At 63.3% G+C, this 20,923-nt stretch carries 15 protein-coding genes and 1 pseudogene; 6 read left to right on the top strand and 10 right to left on the bottom strand.

The annotated features are described in order from the left end of the window. From ACP2YO_RS18935 to ACP2YO_RS18905, 7 genes are all read right to left on the bottom strand, one after another. Positions 1 to 756: a hypothetical protein gene (locus ACP2YO_RS18935; protein ID WP_426442194.1), complete on the bottom strand. Its 756-nt coding sequence runs from the start codon at positions 754 to 756 to the stop codon at positions 1 to 3. Then, complete coding sequence (locus tag ACP2YO_RS18930) at positions 753 to 2,369, bottom strand: hypothetical protein (protein WP_426442193.1); 1,617 nt, start codon at positions 2,367 to 2,369, stop codon at positions 753 to 755. The genes ACP2YO_RS18935 and ACP2YO_RS18930 overlap by 4 nt, the downstream gene beginning before the upstream one ends. Positions 2,370 to 2,957: 588 nt before the next feature. Further along, positions 2,958 to 3,662, bottom strand: a complete 705-nt coding sequence (locus ACP2YO_RS18925) for an ABC transporter ATP-binding protein (RefSeq protein ID WP_426442192.1) — start codon at positions 3,660 to 3,662, stop codon at positions 2,958 to 2,960. Further along, positions 3,655 to 4,431 carry an ABC transporter ATP-binding protein gene (locus ACP2YO_RS18920; RefSeq protein WP_426442191.1) on the bottom strand — a complete coding sequence of 259 codons (777 nt, stop codon included), beginning with the start codon at positions 4,429 to 4,431 and terminating at the stop codon, positions 3,655 to 3,657. Before ACP2YO_RS18920 ends, ACP2YO_RS18925 begins: the two co-directional genes overlap by 8 nt. Beyond that, positions 4,431 to 5,369 carry a branched-chain amino acid ABC transporter permease gene (locus ACP2YO_RS18915; RefSeq protein WP_426442190.1) on the bottom strand — a complete coding sequence of 313 codons (939 nt, stop codon included), beginning with the start codon at positions 5,367 to 5,369 and terminating at the stop codon, positions 4,431 to 4,433. Before ACP2YO_RS18915 ends, ACP2YO_RS18920 begins: the two co-directional genes overlap by 1 nt. Before the next feature lie 107 nt (positions 5,370 to 5,476). Then, positions 5,477 to 6,349, bottom strand: a complete 873-nt coding sequence (locus tag ACP2YO_RS18910) for a branched-chain amino acid ABC transporter permease (RefSeq protein WP_426442189.1) — start codon at positions 6,347 to 6,349, stop codon at positions 5,477 to 5,479. Between the two features lie 118 nt (positions 6,350 to 6,467). Continuing rightward, entirely contained in the window at positions 6,468 to 7,646 is a 1,179-nt protein-coding gene (locus tag ACP2YO_RS18905; protein ID WP_426442188.1) for an ABC transporter substrate-binding protein, read from the bottom strand. 160 nt (positions 7,647 to 7,806) lie between these two features. Between ACP2YO_RS18905 and paaG the strand changes: the two genes are divergently transcribed. Then, positions 7,807 to 8,598 (top strand): 2-(1,2-epoxy-1,2-dihydrophenyl)acetyl-CoA isomerase PaaG, encoded by a 792-nt coding sequence (paaG, locus tag ACP2YO_RS18900; RefSeq protein WP_426443249.1) that lies wholly within the window; start codon positions 7,807 to 7,809, stop codon positions 8,596 to 8,598. A gap of 92 nt (positions 8,599 to 8,690) precedes the next feature. Then, positions 8,691 to 10,715 carry a phenylacetic acid degradation bifunctional protein PaaZ gene (gene paaZ / locus ACP2YO_RS18895; RefSeq protein ID WP_426443248.1) on the top strand — a complete coding sequence of 675 codons (2,025 nt, stop codon included), beginning with the start codon at positions 8,691 to 8,693 and terminating at the stop codon, positions 10,713 to 10,715. Positions 10,716 to 10,750: 35 nt separating this feature from the next. Here paaZ and ACP2YO_RS18890 read toward each other — a convergent pair whose 3' ends face one another. Both ACP2YO_RS18890 and ACP2YO_RS18885 read right to left on the bottom strand, forming a co-directional pair. Further along, on the bottom strand, positions 10,751 to 11,410 hold the full coding sequence (locus ACP2YO_RS18890) for a TetR family transcriptional regulator (protein ID WP_426442187.1): 660 nt from the start codon (positions 11,408 to 11,410) through the stop codon (positions 10,751 to 10,753). Between the two features lie 267 nt (positions 11,411 to 11,677). Then, positions 11,678 to 12,387, bottom strand: a pseudogene (locus ACP2YO_RS18885) (alpha/beta hydrolase). 314 nt (positions 12,388 to 12,701) lie between these two features. Here ACP2YO_RS18885 and ACP2YO_RS18880 point away from each other — a divergent pair. Together ACP2YO_RS18880 and ACP2YO_RS18875 are read left to right on the top strand one after the other, a co-directional pair. Then, complete coding sequence (locus ACP2YO_RS18880; protein ID WP_426442186.1) at positions 12,702 to 14,276, top strand: tannase/feruloyl esterase family alpha/beta hydrolase; 1,575 nt, start codon at positions 12,702 to 12,704, stop codon at positions 14,274 to 14,276. Between the two features lie 344 nt (positions 14,277 to 14,620). Further along, on the top strand, positions 14,621 to 15,496 hold the full coding sequence (locus tag ACP2YO_RS18875) for a PhzF family phenazine biosynthesis protein (protein WP_426442185.1): 876 nt from the start codon (positions 14,621 to 14,623) through the stop codon (positions 15,494 to 15,496). A 62-nt stretch (positions 15,497 to 15,558) separates the two neighbouring features. Here ACP2YO_RS18875 and ACP2YO_RS18870 read toward each other — a convergent pair whose 3' ends face one another. After that, positions 15,559 to 16,212, bottom strand: a complete 654-nt coding sequence (locus ACP2YO_RS18870) for a TetR/AcrR family transcriptional regulator (RefSeq protein WP_426442184.1) — start codon at positions 16,210 to 16,212, stop codon at positions 15,559 to 15,561. Between the two features lie 213 nt (positions 16,213 to 16,425). Between ACP2YO_RS18870 and ACP2YO_RS18865 the strand changes: the two genes are divergently transcribed. Both ACP2YO_RS18865 and ACP2YO_RS18860 read left to right on the top strand, forming a co-directional pair. Continuing rightward, a complete protein-coding gene (locus ACP2YO_RS18865; protein WP_426442183.1) occupies positions 16,426 to 17,673 on the top strand; it encodes an efflux RND transporter periplasmic adaptor subunit in 1,248 nt (415 codons plus the stop codon). Between the two features lie 50 nt (positions 17,674 to 17,723). Next, on the top strand, positions 17,724 to 20,885 hold the full coding sequence (locus tag ACP2YO_RS18860) for an efflux RND transporter permease subunit (RefSeq protein ID WP_426442182.1): 3,162 nt from the start codon (positions 17,724 to 17,726) through the stop codon (positions 20,883 to 20,885). The last annotated feature ends 38 nt before the right edge of the window (positions 20,886 to 20,923 follow it).

Below are 20,923 nucleotides of genomic sequence, written 5' to 3'. Positions count from 1 at the left end.
TCATTTGCTCCGGAAATCGGCGGTTATGAAGTCGATCGGGCCGTGCGGATCATTCGGATCAGCCGGCGGACGGGACCAGTAACCGAACTGCAGCTCGCTGTAGCCCATCGGATGAGCCTCCGCGATTCTCCAGAGCACCCCCCGCGTATAGGCCTTCGCGGATGCGACCGCGAACTGAACAAACGACTGCTCGGGCTTTTTATGCGGCTGGTCTGTTGCGTTCGGGTTCGCTTTCTCGTGCGCGTCCTTGAGGTTCGCCGGATCGTACCAGGCGCCGAGGTACCAGAGCAGCACGAGGCTACGGCCCAAATACATCGTCGCTTCGTCCGTGTTGACGGCAGCGATGATGTCCGGCGCGGATTCGCGGTGATCCTTCGCGATCTGCAGCATGGCCTCGAAGGTCTTTGCATCCTTGCTGTAGAGCAGTTTGAGATAATCGCGCTCGACGTCGAAGGGATCGGGACCTGGAACGGATGTCAGCATGTCGACGCCGGGCTTGGCCGGCCCAAAGTCCGGCTCCAGAGTCGCAGGACTCACGCCGGTGAGCGCCGCAGAGAGCAGCAGGAAGGCCACCATATCCTGCGGCTGGTCCGGACTGACGCTGCCGGCATTCGCCGGCGTATCGATTGCAGCGGAAGCCACAGCCGCAGTGGTAGCGATCGCGCCAGCGATCATGGTCCGGCGCGTCAGCCGAACGTCCCTGTCATCCAGCGCGCTCAGCGGAAATGCGCCGCTCCCGGTATGTGGATCGCTCATTGCGCCTTCTCCAGCATGAATGTGAAGTCGGACTGGTTGAAGTGAGCGGCATTGGGGTCCGCGGGCGCATTCTGGAAATCGGTCGCGTTGCCGTGACAGGCCATACAGCTCGACGACGCCTGCGGCACATCGCCCTGGCTATAGGTTTCGAGCGTGGAGTTGGCCAGGAATGTCGGCGCCGGCGCGCACGTCATGTCCGGCAGCTTCTGGAAGTCGGTGTTGGGGAACAGCATCTTCGGGTCTACATTCTTCGCGGGAAGATTCGTGCAGCCAAAGTTGCTCGGCCATTGCGTGTTGATCAGCATGTAATTCTGCCAGACCGTATGGTTCAGCAACTTCTGGAATGCGGTGTTGATCTCGACGGTCGCATCCATCAGCGCCGTCACGCGGGTGATCTGGCTGTTGAAGGAACCGTGAAACTTGAGCTCGCCGGCAGGATCCGGCTCCCAGGGCCACGGCGGGACCTGGTTGGGGGAACACTTGTCCGCACTACAGGAATGGTCGAAGAAACTATAGCGGCGTGGAAGCGGGCCGGCATCGACCTCCCGCTGCTCGGGCACGTTGTCGACATGCTCGAACGACGTCCAGATCCATTGCGGCCGGCCGAGCGTCTTGTGAACCACATGAAATCCGACGAGGCCGAGCGTTTCCGGCAGGCACGGCGGCTGCACGTTCGGATCAGATGGCTGCGGCAACTGGACCAGCGCATACACCATGTGGAATTTGCGCGACCGGATCTCGTCTGGATTGAGGATCTTCCACGACACCTTGATCATGATGGCGCCGGCGTCGCCCACGACCTGCTTGGCGGGGTTCGGATTCTGGCCCGATGGGAAATCAATCGCGAGCCCGGCCCTGATCTGCTCGCGCTGGCCGGCCTTGCTGAAGAGCTGATGCCTTTCGATGTAATGGAACATCGCCTTGTTCATCAGGATGTCGAACAGCGCGTAGTGCCCGTCCTGGTCGATCAGCGGGCCGGTCTTGAACGGCTGATTGAAGGTCTCCTCGATCATCTTGATGACCATCATGCCGGTCTTGTATTGCGGCACGCAGGCGGCGGGCATCAGCCTCACCTTTTCGTCTTCCCTCGCCTGTTCGTTATCCGGCCACTTCGGCGTCTGTCCCGGCGGCAGCATCACGTCGAGCAGCTGCTTGAAGTTCTTCATGTCCTCCCACTGCGTCGGGGTGTCCGACTGGGAATGCTCGATGTCGAGGTTTGTCCCGTCGGCGGGCGAATTCAGCGCGATGAAGGTTCGCCAGGAGACAAAGTCGAACCCATGCTGCAGATTCCGCAGACCGGTCGGGTCAGGCCCGTTGGTGTCGACGGACTCCGCACAGGGCAGGCCCGAGTGAAGAATTTGTGACTTGGTGCTGTCATCGATCGGCAGGCGTCGCCGCGGCACTGGATGATTGGGATCGGGGGGCAGCAGGTCGCCCAGCGTGTCGCACGCGCGGCCGAGCGCGCCGGCACCCGCCGTGGCTGGTACAGCCGGGGTCTGCGATTGCCCGGCGGCCTTTGCCGGTGCCGTCGTTTGCGCCGGCGACGTGGGCGGATTGGCAATGAGGCAAGCGGCAGTCGCAAGAGCAACAGGAATTATCTGTCTACAGCGCATCGACATCTCCCTACACCCGCGCGGCGGCAGAGCCCGTCAAGCGCCGGGCTCGCTCCGGCGGTTCAGAAAGTGACCTCGGCGGTGTCATAGGGTTCGAAAACCTGGTCCTGCGCAGGATCAGGCACCGCAATGTAGTCGGCGACGTTGGAATGCCCTGCCATGCTCGGCCTCCGCTCCTGAAATGAATGGCGGATCAACGGTCAAAAACGCGTCGGCAAAAACCAAATAACTAAAAATCTTCAAATGCGATCAATGCCCGGATCATTGCACGCCACTCACGGGAATGCAACCAGAGGTTTGAACGGCAAATCGGTCGCCGGCACCCGTAAGTATTTGTGTTGCTCAGCAGCCCGGATCTGCCGCGTGGCACAAAACCGGAGGTGGCAATTGGAAAAGACAAAGAAGCCCGCTGCTGCCCGAAGGCAGCGGGTACGATCGCAAAATTGCGACCCAGTTTTGGGGGGAGGAAACGCCCTACGATGCGGCAGAAGCGGAGCTTCTGCCTGGCCATCCGGCACCGAGCCGGTTCTGGACGGACCCCGCGGCATCCGGGCAGGCGTGAAGCTGGCGGTCGACGCCAGTTTCCGCCTACTCGAATCCCAAATAGGCATTCTTGACCTTGGCATCGGACAGCAGCGCCGCAGCCTTGTCGGAAAAAGCGATCCGGCCGGTCTCGATCACATAGCCACGATCGGAGATCTCCAGGGCCGCCGCCGCGTTCTGTTCGACCAGCAGGATCGTGACGCCATCGGCGCGCAGCGCCACGATCGCGGCGAGGATCTGATCCACCAGCAAGGGGGAAAGGCCGAGGGACGGCTCGTCCAGCAGGAGCAGCTTCGGTTTGCCCATCAGCGCACGCCCGATCGCCAGCATCTGCTGCTGTCCACCGGATAGCCCGCCGGCGAGCAGATGCCGCTTCTCGTGAAGAACCGGAAACATCGCGTAGACCCGTTCGCGATCCGTTTCGATCTCCTTGTCGCGCCGCACATAGCCGCCGAGGCTGAGATTGTCCTCGACGCTCAATGGACCGAAGACGTGGCGGCCTTCCGGCGATTGCACCACGCCGCGCTTGACGCGAGTGTGCGCCGGCAATCGCTCGATGCGTTCGCCAAGAAATGTGATAGAGCCGGCGGTGATCGGCTGCACCCCGGACAAAGCCCGCATCAGCGTCGTCTTGCCGGCGCCGCTGGATCCGATGAGGGCTACGACCTCCCCGGCCGCAACCGTGAGGTTCACGCCCTTGAGCACTTCGATGCGCCCATAGGCGCTGTGCAGGCCATCGATCTCAAGCACCCTGCACCTCCCGCGCGCCGCGGTTGCCGAGATAGGCTTGATGGACGACCGGGTTCTCGCGCACTTCGGCCGGCGTCCCTTCGGCAAGGAATCGCCCGCGGTCCAGCACAAGGATGCGATGCGAGATCTTCATGACGAGCTTCATGTCGTGCTCGACCAGCACGACCGCGATCCCCTTCTCGGCGACGCGGCAGATCAGCCGGTCGATCTCCTCGGTCTCGACCGCGTTGCATCCGGCCGCCGGCTCGTCCAGCAGCAGGACGCGGGGGCCGGCGGCCAGCGCGCGTGCGATCTCGAGCCGCTTGCATCCGCCGTAGGAAAGGTCACCGGCGAGGACATCCGCCTTGTCGCGAAGACCGACCTCTTCCAATAATTGCAGCGCGGCCTCCCGCGTCTGATGATTCTGCCGGCCGACCGATGGCAGCCGCAGCAGGTCGGCGAACAGATTGCTGCGCTCCTTGAGGTGACGGCCGACCATGACGTTTTGGGCCACGGTCATGCGCTGGAACAGCTGCAGGTTCTGGAAGGTGCGCGACATGCCGCGGGCGGCGAGCGCCTCCGGCGCCAGGCTCGTGACGTCCTCTCCGCACAATTCGATAGATCCGCGGCTGGCGACATAGACGCCCGATATCACGTTGAAGAGCGTCGTCTTGCCCGCTCCGTTCGGGCCGATCACCGTCAGTATCTGCCCGGCGTTGGCTGAGAAGCTGACGCCGTCGATCGCCTTGAGCGCTCCGAACGATATGCCGATGTCCTTGACGACAAGCATTACCGGGCCCTCGCGGCGAGCTTCCGCGCCATGGGAACGATACCGTCCCGCATGAAGACCATCGAGGCGATGATGATGAAGCCCAGCATCAGGTTCTCGTACTCCTGAAACACGGTGAGCGCCTGCGGCAACACGACGAGGACGGCCGCGCCGACGATGCTGCCGACGACAGAACCGAGCCCGCCGAGGACCACCATCGTCACCAGTTCGACCGAATGCTGGAAGCCGGCCAGATCGGGATTGACGAAACCGTTCATCATGGCGAGCAGCGAGCCCGCGATCGAGGCGTAGACCGCGGCGATGACGAATGCCCGCAGCTTCAGCCTGGAGACATCGATGCCGACGACTCGCGCCGCGACCTCGCTGTCATGCAGCGCGAGAAAGGCCCTGCCCGTCGGCGTATCATCGAGATTGAGCGCGATCCACGTTCCCACCAGGAGGACCGCGGCAGACAACCAGTACCAAGCGTAGGCCGTCCCGACGCGCCACCCGAACACGGTCAATTTGGCAACCGGCATGCCGTCCGGCCCACCGGTCCAGCGGCTTTCCGTCGTAATGACGAGCGCGACCAGCACGCCGAAACCCAGCGTCCCAATCGCGAGATAGTGTCCTTTCAAGCGAAGGATCGGCCTTCCGACCAGATAGGCAAGTGCCGCCGAAATGCAGGCGCCGATCGCCAGCGCCGCCCACGACGGCAGACCGAAATGGGTGGGTCCAATCGCCGACGCATAGGCTCCGATGCCGAAGAAGGCGGCGTGGCCGAGACTAACCTGGCCAGCCTTGCCCATCAGCACGTTCAACCCGATCGCCGCGAACGCGGACACCCATACGAGCGAGGCGACCCGAAGGTAGTAGCCCGACGGAAAGGTGAACGGGAGGATCGCGACGATGATCGCGAGCGCTACCACGATCGCATATCGATTGTTCGGCACAGCCATCACCGTTTAAAGCGCGATGAGATTGGGTTGAATCGTCATCGCGCTTTAGCTCCTTGTTTGAGCATGATCTTTTCGAAAAACCGCTTCACACTTTTCCGGATCATGCTCTAGACCCGGTCCACGGTGCGGCGCCCGAGCAGTCCCTGCGGCATCGCAAACAGGACCAGCAGGATCATCACGAATGCGAACCCGTCCTTGTAGGTCGAGCTGACATAGCCGGCGCCCAGCGTCTCGAGCAGACCGAGCAGCAGGCCGCCGACCACGGCACCGAGCGGATTGCCCATTCCGCCCAGCATCGCCGCGGCAAACCCCTTCAGGGCCATCATCGTTCCGACGTCGTAGCTCGTCAGCGTGATCGGCGTCACCAGGATGCCCGCGATCGCGCCGATCGCGGCCGAGCCCCCGAACGCCAGCGCCATGATCGTCGCCGTGTTGATGCCCACCAGTCGCGCAGCGAGCCGGCTGGCGGAGGTCGCCAACACCGCCTTGCCGATCAGCGTCCGTTCAAAGAACACATAGAGAAGGAGAACGGTCACCGCCGTGCCCCCCAGTACCCAAATGCTCTGCGGCAGGACGGCAGCGCCGAGCACATCGATCGGGGCGTCACCGGAGAACGCCGGCAGCTTGTGGAATTGCTTGTCGAATGCGACCTGGGCAACACCCTTCAGGAAGATCGAAGCGCCGATCGTGATGATGATGAGAGAGACCGCCGAGGCGCCTCGCGCCGGGGCTATCGCGAGCCAATAGAGCAACAATCCAACGCCGACCGCAACGCCTACGGCGATCAGCGCCGCAATCGGCAACGGGACGCCCGCGGCCGAAGCGAACACCGTCACCATTCCGCCGAGCATCACGAATTCGCCCTGCGCGAAGTTGACAACGTCGGAGGCGTTGTAGATCAGGGTGAATCCGAGCGCGACCAGCGCGTAAACGGCGCCAACCGTAAGTCCCGAAAAGAAGAACTGAAGAAATTCGGACATGCTCGAATAATGACCCTCTCTGCCGACGCGGCGCCGCGACAATTCGCGACGCCAACGACGCATTCACCGATGTTGCAAAACCCGTTGCGTGCCTTCCGGGCGCCGCACCAGGGCCGGGTCAGCTTCCGGGCTGGATCAACGTCCAGTCCCCGCCCCTGATCTCGAGCATCCGGAACGCCGTAAGGTCGAGACCGAGATGGTCGGTCGGCGACATCGTCACGATTCCTCCCGTTCCGACGAAGCCCTTCGTCTTCTCGATCTCGTCACGCACCTTGTCTGAATCGGTCGAGTTCGCCCGCTTCATCGCGTCGACCAGGATGAAGAGCCCGTCATAGGCATGGCCGCCAAACGTCGACACCGGCTGCTTGGTCGACGCCTCGTAGGTCTGCTTGTAGTCCACAACGATCTTCTTCTGCGGATCGCTGTCGGGCAACTTGTCGCCGACCAGAAGCGCCGCTGCCGGAAGCCGGACACCGTCGGCCGCCGGGCCGGCGAGTTCGATGAAGCTCTTCGAGGCGACGCCGTGGCTCTCGTAGAGCGGCGTTCCCGACATCCCCAACTGGGCATAGTTGCGGGTGACGATCGCCGGGCCCTGCCCAAAGCCGGGATTGACGACGGCCTGAACGCCGGCGGCGTTCTTGATCTTCGTCAACTGCGCCGTCATGTCGGTGTCGCGCGGACCGTAGGTCTCGTCCGCCACGACCTGGACACCGTAATTCCCCGCGACCTTGAGGCACTGCGCCCGCATCGATGCGCCAAAGCCATCAGTGCCGGAGATCATCGCGATCTTCAGGAGACTGCGCTGCTTGAGGTTCTCGAAGATCTTCTCGCAGGCCATCTTGTCGGTATGGGGCGTCTTGAAGACGTATTTCCGAACCGGATCGACGACCTCAATGGCGCCCGCAAGCGAGATGAAGGGCACCTTGGCCTCCTCGAAGACGGGGATCATGGCCATCGTCGTGCCGGTGGTCGACCCACCAACCATGGCCGACACCTTGTCGTCCTCGACCAGGCGCGTCGCGAATGTGCGTGCCTTGTTGGCGTCGCCGCCGTCATCATACACGATCAATTCGATCTTCTTGCCGGCGACACCGCCCGCGGCGTTGATCTTGTCGACGTACATTTTCAGGGTCTTGTCCTCGGGATCCCCGAGGAAGGACGCCGGCCCCGAAATCGAAAGCACCGCGCCGACCTTGACCGTATCGGCCGCGCGCGCCGGAGCGATGGCGATCGCAAGGGCCGAGACACCCAGCAGGCAGCCGACCGCACGCCGGCTCAGTTGATCCAGATACCGCATCCTGCGAATCCCTCCCTTGTCGAAGGCCGCCCGATCGCGCGCCTCACATATTTGTTGATGGGATGATTATAATTGACCGACCGGATGGTCAATAGTAATTCAGTCGTAGATCATCGATCGCGGCCGTCAGAAGCCGCAGCGGGAGGCGAATGTGCAGAACGTGCAAAAAGACCTCGTATTGACCGACATCCGGGACAGATACCGCGTGCTTACGCTCAACCGGCCGGATCGACTCAATTCCTTCACCTCCGAATTACACACCGCGCTTTTTGTCGCACTGTCCGACGCGGAGCATGACAAGGCCTGCCGCGCCTTGATCCTGACCGGTGCCGGCCGCGGCTTCTGCGCCGGCCAGGACCTTTCCGACGGCGTATTCACGCCGGGCGAGACGCCCGACCTTTCGGTTACGATTGCGAAATACTACAACCCGCTTGTGCGCAAGTTGCGCAATCTGCCGATGCCGGTCGTCTGCGCGGTCAACGGCATCGCCGCGGGCGCCGGCGCGAATGTCGCCTTCGCGTGCGACATCGTCATCGCCGCGCGCTCGGCCAAATTCAGTCAGGCCTTCGCGAAGCTCGGCCTCGTCCCCGACTCGGGCGGCACCTGGTTTCTGCCGCGCCTCGTCGGCGGTGCGCGGGCGCGCGGGCTGGCGCTTCTCGCCGAGACCATTCCAGCAGAAAAGGCCGAGGCCTGGGGCATGATCTGGAAGATGGTCGACGACGCCGAGCTGATGACGGAGGCCCATCGGCTGGGCACCTATTTCGCTGGTCAACCTACCGACGGACTGGCGTTGATCAAACAGGCATTCGACGCCGCCGAGACCAACAGCCTCGATCAGCAACTGGATCTCGAACGCGATCTTCAGGGCCGGGCCGGCCGGACCGCCGACTACGCGGAAGGCGTCAGCGCGTTCCTAGAGAAGCGTTCTCCGAAGTTCGCGGGACGGCTATAAGTGTCTCCGCGCTCATACAGACCAAAGGATAGACTGCGATGACACAGCCTCAAGCGAACAGCGCGCAGGTGGGCCAATCGACGCGGGAGGTGTTGAAGCTCGACAGCTTCGTCCGCGGAAAATGGTCGACCGGTCAGGAGCACACCGAGGTGCTCAGCGCCGTCACCGGCGACGTGGTCGCGCTCGCAACCGGCGGCGGCTTCGACATGCGCGAGATCCTGGCCTATGGGCGCACGACCGGCGGCCGCAATCTGCGAAAGCTGACCTTCCATCAGCGCGCGGCCATGCTGAAGGCGCTTGCCGAGCATCTGAGCGGACACAAGGAAGCGCTCTACAAGCTGTCGTTCCAGACCGGCGCCACCCGGACCGACGCCATGATCGATGTCGACGGCGGTATCGGCACATTGTTCGCGTATGCCGGCAAAGGCCGCCGCGAGCTCCCAAATTCGAAATTCCTGATCGACGGCAACATCGAGGTGCTGTCCAAGGGAGGCAACTTCGCCGGTGAGCACGTGGTGATGCCGCTCCGCGGCATAGCCGTCCACATCAACGCGTTCAACTTTCCCTGCTGGGGCCTGCTCGAAAAGCTCGCTCCTGCCCTGCTCGCCGGCGTTCCGGTCGTCACCAAGCCGGCGACCGTCACGTCCTATGTCGCGCATGAACTGATGCGGACGATCATCGCATCCGGCATCCTCCCCGAGGGCGCGCTGCAGTTCGTCGTCGGCTCGACCGGAGACCTGTTCGATCACCTCACCTGCCAGGACGTGGTTTCCTTCACCGGTTCGGCCGATACCTCCGAGAAGCTGCAACGGCACCCCGTCATCGCCCGCGAAGCCGTCCGGTTCATTGCGGAGCGAGATTCGCTCAACGCCGCCATTCTCGCGCCGGATGCGGCGCCCGGAACCCCCGAGTTCGATCTGTTCGTCAAGGAAGTGGCGAAGGAAATGACCGTGAAGACCGGGCAGAAATGCACGGCCATCCGACGCGTACTCGCTCCCGCTACATACGTCGATGCCGTCGTGTTGGCGCTGCGCGAGCGCCTGTCGAAGGTGACCGTCGGCAATCCCGAACTCGCCTCCGTTCGAATGGGACCGCTGGTGGGCCTTACACAACGACACGACGTGCTGGCAAACCTGGCGAAGCTGCGCACGGAAGCCGAGCTCGTCGCCGGCGATATCGATCATCTCCGTCCGATCGATGCCGACGCCTCGCGAGGCGCCTTCCTGCCCCCGATCCTTCTTCATTGCTCCAATCCGCAAGGCGCGACCGCCGTTCACGAGATCGAAGCCTTCGGCCCGATCTGCACCGTCATGGGCTACGACGGCCTGGACGACGCCGTCGCCCTTGCCAACCGCGGCGGCGGCAGTCTGGTCGCCTCGGTCTACACACACGACGCCGCGACGGCCGCCGAACTCACATTCGGCATCGGCAGCTTCCACGGCCGCATGGTCTTTATCGATCGCGACTGTGCCCAGGAGCAGACCGGCCATGGGTCCCCACTGCCCCAAATGGTTCACGGCGGCCCCGGCCGAGCCGGCGGCGGCGAGGAGCTCGGCGGCATCCGCAGCCTGCAGCACTACATGCAGCGCACCGGGTTGCAGGGGTCTCCCACCATGCTTGCCGGCATCACCGGACGCTGGTCCAAGGGCGCCCCCGTCCTCGAAGGCGACCTGCATCCGTTCCGCTATCACTTCGAGGATCTCGAGATCGGCCGCAGCTTCATCTCGAAGGAACGGACGATCACGCTGGACGACATCGAACACTTCGCCCACTTCACCGGCGATACCTTCTACGCGCACATGGACGAGGAAGCGACCAAGGGACATCCCTTCTTTCCGGGCCGCGTCGCGCATGGATATCTGTTGCTGTCGTTCGCAGCCGGTCTGTTCGTCGATCCCGAATACGGACCGGTGCTGGCCAATTATGGCCTGGACTCCTTGCGCTTCCTCAAGCCGGTGCAGCCCGGCGAGGCCATCAAGGTCAGGTTGACCGCGAAGGAAAAGACTCCGCGCAACAAGCAATATGGCGAGGTCCGCTGGGACGTCGAGATCACGACGGGGACAGGCGAAACCGCCGCTACCTACGAACTCCTGACGATGAATGCGATGCGGACCTAGCACGGTCGGCAGCGGGGCTGTGTGCGAGAAAGCGGCTAAAGCAGTTCTTTCTGCTGACTTTTGCTCGTCGACTTGGGCTTGCCGTTCGATCGCGAGACCGCTGCAGCAGCGTCGGCGGCGCCGGCCAGCACGAGGCGCGTGACGAAATCGGCATATTCCGCCCGCGTCATCGGACCGCCTTCGCGGAACCAAAGATAGTGCCAGTTCAGCATCCCGAAGACCGTCATCGTCAGCGGCTTCAGAACCCGCTTGTGGCTCACGCTTGGTCGCGCGGCGGCTAGCGCGGCGGCCAGGATGTCGACGAGAACCCTCTCCTTCGCCAACAAGGGGAGCTGCTTTTCCTTCGGCAGCAGCTTAAGGCTGGCGATCTGGACCTGATGCTCGGCGTCGGCGTGACGATACTGCTCGAGCAGCGTCGCGATGATCGTCTTCAACCGCGTTTGGGGACTGGCCGTCTGCTCGTCGGCCTTCTCGACGGCCGCGACCAGCTTTTCGAGATGGGCGGCAAGGACGTTGAAAAGAATCGCCTCTTTGTCCGGATAATAGTGATAGAGGAGCGCCTTCGAAACGCGGCAGGCATCCGCGATCGTGTTCATCGACGTTCCGACGTAGCCCGATTCCGCGAACAACTGGGCCGAACGATGCAGGATAAGACGACGCTTGTCGTCGTAATCCTTCGCGCGGGAGCGGGCCATCTATCCTTTTCCGTTCTCTGCCAAACCGGCCTTGTTCTCTGATCTAGATCAATAAGGCCGGTTTTACAAATCACAGGCGGGTAGGTCCGCAAACCCCGAACGGTTGGACATAAGCCTTTGACCGACTATTCGGTCGATATCAGGCGGAAAATTGACGGCCGGGAGGGCCGATCACGCTGCCCATCAGCGCTTCGCGTCGGCGCACGATGCCGAGGATGATTGACCTCGACAATACGGGCGCCAACGCAAGCTCTGCTTGCCGCCCTATCAGGCCTCTGCTGCGGCTGTTTCAATGAGCTTCGCGACTGCCGCAGGCTGCGAAACATACACGGCATGGCTGCCGGCCTGGTCGACGCTCTTGGCGCCGGCGCGCTCGGCCATCATGCGCTGCGCGCCGACCGGGATCATCTTGTCGTTGGTCGCCACCAGGTACCAGCTCGGCTTGGTCTTCCAGGCGGGCTCGGCGACTGCACCGCCAAGGGCGTCGAGTCCCAGGGAACCTGGGAGTCGGCCATGAAGGACGCGAGCTCGGGCTTGACGTCGGCCGCAAAGGATTCGGCGAATTTCGCCCTGTCGAGGAACAGGAAGCCGTCCTGCGGGGGAAGGATCGGCGGCACCGGGGCGCCCGGAGGAGGATTGGCAATCAGCGACGACACCGACTCGCCCTTATCGGGTGCAAAGGCCGTGATGTACACGAGGCCAGCGACCTTCGGGTCGGTGCCGGATTCCGTGATCACAACGCCACCATAGGAGTGACCGACGAGGATGACCGGCTTTGCCTGGGCGCTGATCGCAGCCTTGGTCGCCGCGACATCCGCTCGCAGAGAGGTCGTCGGATTCTGTACGATGGTGACGTCGTATCCGCGCGCCCTGAGAATCCTGTAGACGCCTTCCCAGCCCGACCCATCGACGAATCCGCCATGGACGAGAACGATCGCCTTGTCGGTACCCTTGGCCTCATTCGCTGCAACTGACATTTTATCCCTCCTATGAACCATTTGAGTGTGGTCTTCACACCGTTTTCGCCATCGGGTGGGACCGGGCACTTCCTCGTGCCATCGCCCCCTCGATGGAAATTATTTTAGATATAAAACTTTTAAGTGTCAAATATATTTTTGAACCTTCGTCGCAGGCATGCCATGGGCAGTTGCGTTTTATCTTTTCGCGCAACGGTTCGCGGCCTCTCCACAGCATTGAGCAAAAACTCCTTGCATTGACCGACCGGACGGTCAATCTTAGCGGTACAAGCGGTCTTCCGGCTGGGGGGCCAAATTCACACAGGGAGGTACCAATGAGCAGACAAGGACTGCGCGCGCACGCAGCTCACTTTGCGCCGACCAGATTGGCATTGGCGGGAACGCTGCTGACCACGACCGTTCTGGGCGCCAGCCAGGCCTTCGCGACGACGCCTTGTGCCAGTCTCGCGTCCCTAAAGATCCCAAACACGACAATTACCAGCGCCTCGGCGGTGGCCGCGACCGGCTCGACGCCCGCCTACTGCAATGTGCTCGCCACCGTCGCCCCGGAGACCGATATACAGCTGCAGCTGCCGGCGAAATGGCAGGGCCGCTATCTGCATCTCGGCGGAGCCGGATTCGACGGCACGATCCCGCACACTGCGCCCGCGTCGTATGATTTGAATCTGCTTGCCGCCGGATACGCGATCGGCGCCTCGAACGGCGGACACCGGGGGGCGCAGTATCCCGGCCCGACCTTCGCCGGCAACCAGCAACTCGTTCTCGGATACGCCTACACTGCGATCGGCGACACGGATACGGTCGCCCGCGGCCTGATCCAGGCCTATTACGGCAGGCCGGCGAGTTATCGGTATTTCGACGGTTGCTCGAACGGCGGCAAGAACGCTTCCGTCGCCGCCTCGAAATTCCGACAGGATTACGACGGCGTGATCGGCGGTGACGGCGTCTGGGGCCATGCCGACGAGCGTGTGGGCGGCGGCGACATGGCCGGCCTGACTGCCGTCTGGGCGCGTGTCGTCAACGTCACGGGCACGTTCAATCTCGCGACCTTCCCGGCGAAGCTGACGGCGCTCTACAACGCGGAGGTCGCAAAGTGCGATGCTCTCGACGGGATTGCCGACGGCATCATTTCCAATCCCGGCAAGTGCAGCTTCGACCCGGCGGTGCTGGCATGCCCGGCGAACGTCGATACGCCGGCATGCCTGACACCAACGGAGCTCACGGCGGTCAAGACCCTCCAGAGCGATCTCTTGCTCAATCATGAGGTGATCGGCCCGCCTTACGGCGTCGGCAATCTCGTGAGCGGGTTAAGCGCGGTGCTCGGAGGCGGCCAGGGGCTCGGCCAAGGCTTTCTGGCCATGGCTTACAACAACCCGGCCTTCGCCATTTCGAGCTTCAACCTACCGAGAGACTTCTCCTTCATCTCGAACCAGTTCGGCAGGGTTGACGACATGTCGGGTTCGTTGTTCGGCGTCGCCAAATACGTCATCAATGGCGGCAAGCTGATCGTCTGGAGCGGCGGCGAGGATCCGCTCGTTCCGACCGCCGGCTCGGTTCGATTCGTCGAACGCCTTCGGGAAGTCGTTGATGACCGAAGCCGGGATAATGTGCGCCTGTACACCCTTCCTGGCGTCAACCATTGCGGCGGAGGCCCCGGCGCCGACAGCATCGATCTGCTGACGCCGATCTCCAATTGGGTCGAAAGTGGCATTCCGCCGAAGAACCTGATCGCTTCGAAGGTCAACCCGGCAGGCGCCGTGACCTTCACGCGGCCGCTCTGCCCGTTCCCGCAATGGGCGAAGTACACCGGAGGCAACGCCAATAGTGCATCGAGCTTCACTTGCGTCAGACTTGACGGCGACGACAGGCGCGTGGGGTGGGATCACTAGAGCGTTTTCGAGCGAAGTGGATACCGGTTCGCGTGAAGAAAACGCGTCAAAACAAGAATCTAGAGGTGCGATCGGGCCAAGGCGTCACTCCGGCTTGGCCCGCTCCGTCCGAGGTCGTCCCCTGGCCGTCGTCGCGCGGCGGCTGCGCTGCGCTGCGCGAGGTTTTGAACGCCTGTCCATCGCAATCAGGAAAGGAGAGATCGCGACTATCCGGGGACCGACGAGAATGGCATGCTGAGGAACTACAATTCCGTGAACCGGCCGAGCTGATATCGGTGACCTTACGATCGCGGACTTTTCCAAGATTGCCGCCGTCTCTTCGGTGAGCCGAACCTGGATACGGGATGACCGAGATCAAGCTCGTCAATGTCTTCACGCATATGGGCGCCGGCGGAAATCCTTGTCCGATCGTTGCCAACGCCTCGGCGCTTCCGAGCGAGGATATGCAGGATATCGCCAAGCATTTCGGGCACGAGTCCGGGTTCGTCCTGCCGGCCGCCAACGACGACGCCGATTACATCTTCCGCTTCTGGGTTCCCCGCCATGAGATGGAGATGTGCGGCCACGCCACGATCGGCGCGCTTTGGGCCCTGGCGACGGCAGGGCATCTGCGAGGCGAGCAGGTGCGCATCGACACCCGCAGCGGACCGGTGACCGGCTTCGTCGATATGACAGGCCCCGACGATCCCTATGTCGAGATTACGCAGCCGGTCGGCAAGGTGGTCGCTCTGTCGCGCGAAGAAGAAGAGACGGTGCTGGCCGCGCTTCGCATCGCGCGCGCCGACCTGCTCGACCTGCCGATTCAAAACGCCATCACGTCGCGCGTAAAGACGCTGATTCCCATGAAAAGCGTCGATCTCCTGAACAACCTGACCTCGACCATGGCAACGACCGAGCAGTGTTGCGAAACCATTGGATCGACCGGGCTCTACCCCTATGCGATCAACGATCAAAGCGATCGTCGTTTCGAAGCCAGACAGTTCCCGAAGTCGTCGGGCTATCCCGAGGACGCAGCGACCGGAATTGCCGCTGCGGCGCTGTCGTTCGGATTGCTCAAGAATGGCCTCGTCAAGGCCGACAGTGAGCGCATCACGATCATGCAAGGCCGTGCCATGAATTCATTGTCCGAAATCGGCATCCGGCTCGGCTTTGCCGGCGACAGACCGATCGGCTGCCTGCTTGGAGGATCCGTGAAATTCGTCGAGTCGCACGAATGGTGATTTGACGGGCGAGACGGAAGCGAAATGGCTGCTCAGTCAGCGCGACTACGGCCGGGCTTGACCTATCTCCCCGCATCGCTCGTCGGCCAGGCGCGCATCGCGAGCCGGCCGATCTCAGCCAGCTTCCCGCGTGATGCGCCATCGCGGGCCTGCACTGCCAGTCCGCGCGCCACGGCGCTGTAATAAGCCGCCAGCATGTCACAGTCGGTGTCGTTGGCGACGTCGCCGGCTTCGATACCCTTGCGAATACGCTCCGCCATCGCGCCTTCCGAGAAGGCACGGTGCTCGGCCATCATGTCACGAATGTTCGTCATTCCCGGCGCACAATGCGTGCCCGCGAGCGAGATCATGCAGCCGAGCGGATGATCGCCGCGGGTGAACTCCTCCGCGGTCGATTCGAACAGCCGTGCGAAGGCCGTCCTGGTGTCGATCCCCGGATCGTTGAGAATGGCGAAGAACCAGTGGCCCGACCAGTCCAGATAGGACTTGGTGGCCTCGCAATAGAGCGCTTCCTTACTGCCGAACGAATTGTAGAAGCTGGACGCACTGATCCCCATCGCGGCGATCAGGTCGTCGAACGACGTCCCTTCATAGCCCCGCTCCCAAAACAGCGTCATCGCCGCCCACAGCGCATGCTGGCGATCGAACACCGCCGGCCGGCCGCGGCCGCGCTTGCTTTCCTTGATGTCTCGTCCCTCGATTATTTTTGAGGTCATCGCTCCAAAAATCCTTGAACAGCGCCTCCCCGGGTTTATATCGCCACCACGATATTGGAGTGTCTGCTCCAAATATCAACCCCAATTGAGACTTTTCCGCTTCCGAATGACAGCGCCTGGCATCCCGATTCCGACACCTTGCAGCGGCCAGCGCCTGCGATTCGACGCGCGCGTCGACTTCCAAACCGCATGCAAGGACTGATGGGCAGCCCAATGGATCAGATCACAGATCGCTCGACAATCGAGAGAGAGCCGCTTGATGAGCCCGCACGGCCGCGCCGGCGGACGTGGCGAACGGCTGTGGTCGGCGCCGCGGCGGTGGTCGCGCTTGGCGCCGCCTATTTCGCCTTTGGGCCTCACAAGGGAAGCCAGGCGGTGGCGCTGCAAACCCCTGCCCCGGTGGTGACGGTCAGTCAGCCGTTGCAGCGTGAGGTCGATACCAGGGCCGGCTTCCTCGGCCAGTTCTCGGCGATCGACCGGGTCGAACTACGGGCCCAGGTCGGCGGAACGCTCACCGAAATCCACTTCAAGGACGGCCAGATCGTTCACAAGGGTGACCTGCTCTTCGTGATCGATCCGCGCCCTTACGAGATCAGGCTGGAACAGGCGAAGGCGGCGCTGCAGACCGCGAAAGCCCGTGTCGAGTTCGCCAATGCCCAGCTGACGCGCGCGCAATCGCTCCGCCGCAGCGAATTCGCGACCCAGGAAACGGTCGACCAGCGCACTTCAGACCAGGATTCATCGCAGGCTTCGGTCGAGGACGCCAAGGCGCGCATCCGCGACGCCGAACTCGACCTCGAATATTGCCGCGTGCTGGCGCCGTTCAGCGGCCGTATCGGCGCGCGCCAGGTGTCGATCGGAAGCCTGGTGGCGGGCAGCCGCGCCGCCACCAGCCCGACCACGCTGCTGACCACGCTGGTTTCACTCGATCCGCTCTATCTCGACTTCGACATGAGCGAATCCGATTTCCTGACCTTCTCCCGCGAACGCGCCCGCCTCGGCGGTCCGCTTGCCAACAAGGTGATGATCGGCCTCAGCGACGAGACCAAATTTGCCCGCGAGGGAACGCTCGACTTCATCGACAATGCGCTCGATCGCTCGAGCGGCACCATCCACGCGCGCGCCACGGTGCCGAACCCGGATCTGTTCCTGGCACCGGGTCAGTTCGCGCGTCTCCGCGTCGCGATCGCTCCGCCCACGCCGGTCTATTTGCTGCCGGACGCAGCGGTCGTGCTCGACCAGTCGCAACGCCTGGTGATGACGGTCGGCACTGACGCGACCGTGAAGCCCAAGATCGTGACGACGGGCGACCTTCGCGGCGGGTTGCGGGTGATCCAGTCCGGCCTGGAGCCGACTGACCGCGTCATCATCGATGGCCTGGTGCGCGCCATTCCCGGCACCAAGGTCGCGCCGCACGACGGCACCATCCATTACGACGCAACCGCCGACGGCCAGGGCTGACAAGCCAAGGCTGAGCGAACGATACATCTGGACCGAGGCAGGAGCCTTCCGTGACCCACAGCTTCATCGACAGGCCGATCTTCGCCACCGTGCTCAGCGTCTTCGTGACGCTGATCGGGCTCGGCGCGCTCGCGATCCTGCCCATCGCGCAATATCCGGAGATCGTGCCGCCCACGGTCCAGATCACCACGAGCTATCCAGGTGCGTCCGCCGACGTGGTGTCGCGGACCGTTGCCACGCCGCTTGAGCAGGAGATCAACGGCGTCGAGAACATGATCTACATGAACAGCCAGTCGACCGGCGACGGCAAGCTCACCATCACGGTGACGTTCCGGATCGGAACCGACCTCAACGTGGCGCAGATGCTGACGCAGAACCGCGTGCAGGATGCCCTGCCCCGCCTGCCCGATGACGTGCAGCGGCTCGGCGTCCAGGTGCGAAAGGCGACGCCCAACATTCTGCTCGCCGTCCATCTCTATTCGCCGGACAGCTCTCGCGACCTGCTCTACATCTCGAACTACGCCACGTTGCATGTGAAGGACGTGCTGGCGCGACTGCCGGGCGTCGGTGATGTGACGATGCAGGGCGGCCGCGAATATGCCATGCGGATCTGGCTCGATCCCGACAAGGTTGCCGCGCATAATCTGAACGCGGGCGAGGTCCTCGCCGCGCTGCGTGCCCAGAACATCCAGGTCTCGGCGGGTGTCCTGAACCAGCCGCCGGTCGCGTCGAAGCAAGCCTATCAGCTCAACGTGCAGACGCTCGGCCGGCTCTCCACGCCCGAGCAATTCGGCTCCGTCGTGCTGAAATCGGACGGCGAGGGCCGCGTGACGCGCTTGCGCGATGTCGGCCGCGTCGAGATCGGCGCGTCCGATTACGGTTCGACCGCCTTCATGGACCGGCAGCCTGGTCTGCCGCTGCTGATCTTCGCCCAGCCGGGCGCCAATTCCCTTGCCGTCGACCGCGAAACGCTCGAGGCGATGGAAAAGCTGAGCAAGGACTTCCCGTCCGGCCTCGAATACAAGGTCATCTACGATCCTACCATCTTCGTCGGCAAATCGGTCGACGAGGTGATCAGGACGATCTTCATCGCAATCCTGCTGGTGGTCGGCGTCGTGTTCCTGTTCCTGCAAAGCTGGCGCGCCGCGATCATTCCCGTGATCGCGATCCCGGTCTCGCTCGTCGGCACCTTCACCTTCCTCTATGCGCTCGGCATTTCGCTAAACAACTTGTCGCTGTTCGGCCTTGTGCTGGCAGTCGGCATCGTCGTCGACGACGCCATCGTCGTGGTGGAGAATGTCGAGCGCAACCTCGAGCGCGGCATGCAGCCGGCCGAGGCCGCCCACGTCACCATGAACGAGGTCGGCGGCGCGCTGATCTCGATCGCGCTGACACTGTGCGCGGTGTTCGTGCCGTCGGCGTTCCTCTCCGGCATCACCGGGCAATTCTTCCGGCAATTTGCCATCACGATCGCTGCCTCGACCCTCATTTCCTGCTTCGTCTCGCTGACCCTGAGCCCGGCGCTTTGCGCGGTGCTGTTCAAGGCCCATGAGCCAGGCCATGCGCGGCGCCGTTCGTGGATCGCGCGGCTGGTGCAAGCGGGATTCGACCGGTTCAATGTCGGATTCGAGTGGCTGTCGACGAGCTATGGAAAACTGACGCGGCGGCTGGTGCAGATCGCCGGCGTCGTGCTGCTGGTCTATGCGGCGTTGATCGGCCTCACCGGCTTCCAGTTTGCCCGCGCGCCGACAGGGTTCATTCCCGAGCAGGACCAGGGTTATCTCATCACCGTGGTACAGTTGCCGCCCGGCGCGACGCTCGACCGCACTGAAGCTGTGGTCAAGAAGGCAATCGAGATCATCATGTCGACGCCCGGCGTCGAACATGTCGCGCCGTTCGCGGGGCTGGATGCGACCACCTTCACCATCGCTTCCAACGCCGGCACGATCTTCTCCGGCCTGCCCTCGTTGTACAATCACGAGCTCAAGGGCGTGACCTCGGCCACCGTGCTCGCCGACCTGCGCAAGCGCCTGTCGGTGATCCAGGAAGCCTATGTGCTGACGATCCCGCCGCCGCCCGTGCAGGGCATCGGCAATGCCGGCGGCTTCAAGATGATGCTGCAGGACCGCGCCGGTCTCGGATCGGAAGCGCTCTCGAAAGCGGCACAGACGCTGGTCGCCGCAGCCAACAAGGATCCGAGCTTTGCCGGCGTCTTCACGCTGTTCGGCACCCGCTCGCCGTCGGTCTATGCCGACATCGACCGCGAGAAAGCCGAGAAGGTCGGGCTGACGCCGACCGACGTGTTCGCCACGCTGCAGGTCTATCTCGGCTCGCAGTACGTCAACGACTTCAACTATCTCGGCCGCACCTACCAGGTGATCGCGCAGGCTGACGGCAATTTCCGCCAGGACCCGCAGGACATCGCGCGGCTGAAGGCACGCAACACGTTCGGCGAGATGGTGCCGGTCGGCACCGTGGCGCGGATGCGACCTGAGAACGCGCCCTATCGCGTGCCGCGCTACGATCTGTTTCCCGCCGCCGAAGTGATGGGCGTCGCGGCCCCCGGCATCGCCACCGGTAGTGCGCTGCACCGGATGGAGGAACTCGCCCACGAGGTGCTGCCGCCCGGCATCGGCTTCGAATGGACCGAACTCGCCTTCCAGCAGCAGCTGCCGGGCACCTCATCGCTGCTCGTGTTCGGTGCGGCCGCACTGTTCGTGTTCCTGGTGCTGGCCGCGCAATATGAGAGCTGGAATCTGCCGCTCGCGGTGGTGATGATCGTACCGATGTGCCTGCTCGCCTCGGTGACCGGCCTGTTGATACGCGGCATGCCGATCGACGTGCTGGCGCAGATCGGCTTCGTCGTGCTGGTCGGGTTAGCTGCCAAGAACGCCATCCTGATCGTGGAGTTCGCGCGGCAGACCGAGGAAAGCGGCGCCAGCCCCGCCGAAGCCGCCGTCACCGCGGCGCGCACCCGGCTGCGGCCGATCCTGATGACGTCGCTCGCCTTCATCTTCGGCGTCTTCCCGCTCGTGGTCGCCACCGGCGCAGGCTCGGAGATGCGGCAATCGCTCGGCACCGCGGTGTTCTCCGGCATGCTGGGCGTGACCGCGTTCGGCCTGCTGTTCACTCCGGCCTTCTACACCGTCGTGCGCAAGATCAGCCGCAAGAAGCAGCTGGCAAAAGTCCGCGAGGTTGCGCACGCCAAGTAAGGTCGCCGAGCAAGCCCGCTCCCCATGGGAGCGGACTT

This window comes from Bradyrhizobium genosp. P, from assembly GCF_049949265.1.
Classification (GTDB): Bacteria; Pseudomonadota; Alphaproteobacteria; order Rhizobiales; family Xanthobacteraceae; genus Bradyrhizobium.
The sequence above is the reverse complement of the archived record's forward strand: the minus strand, read 5'-3'. Positions and strand labels throughout refer to the sequence as shown.

Coding starts and splice junctions, on each gene's coding strand:
- ACP2YO_RS18935 (WP_426442194.1), bottom strand. CDS start 756: ATGAGCGATCCACATACCGGGAGCGGCGCATTTCCGCTGAGCGCGCTG.
- ACP2YO_RS18930 (WP_426442193.1), bottom strand. CDS start 2,369: ATGCGCTGTAGACAGATAATTCCTGTTGCTCTTGCGACTGCCGCTTGC.
- ACP2YO_RS18920 (WP_426442191.1), bottom strand. CDS start 4,431: ATGCTTGTCGTCAAGGACATCGGCATATCGTTCGGAGCGCTCAAGGCG.
- ACP2YO_RS18915 (WP_426442190.1), bottom strand. CDS start 5,369: ATGGCTGTGCCGAACAATCGATATGCGATCGTGGTAGCGCTCGCGATC.
- ACP2YO_RS18910 (WP_426442189.1), bottom strand. CDS start 6,349: ATGTCCGAATTTCTTCAGTTCTTCTTTTCGGGACTTACGGTTGGCGCC.
- ACP2YO_RS18905 (WP_426442188.1), bottom strand. CDS start 7,646: ATGCGGTATCTGGATCAACTGAGCCGGCGTGCGGTCGGCTGCCTGCTG.
- ACP2YO_RS18890 (WP_426442187.1), bottom strand. CDS start 11,410: ATGGCCCGCTCCCGCGCGAAGGATTACGACGACAAGCGTCGTCTTATC.
- ACP2YO_RS18880 (WP_426442186.1), top strand. CDS start 12,702: ATGAGCAGACAAGGACTGCGCGCGCACGCAGCTCACTTTGCGCCGACC.
- ACP2YO_RS18875 (WP_426442185.1), top strand. CDS start 14,621: ATGACCGAGATCAAGCTCGTCAATGTCTTCACGCATATGGGCGCCGGC.
- ACP2YO_RS18870 (WP_426442184.1), bottom strand. CDS start 16,212: ATGACCTCAAAAATAATCGAGGGACGAGACATCAAGGAAAGCAAGCGC.
- ACP2YO_RS18865 (WP_426442183.1), top strand. CDS start 16,426: ATGGATCAGATCACAGATCGCTCGACAATCGAGAGAGAGCCGCTTGAT.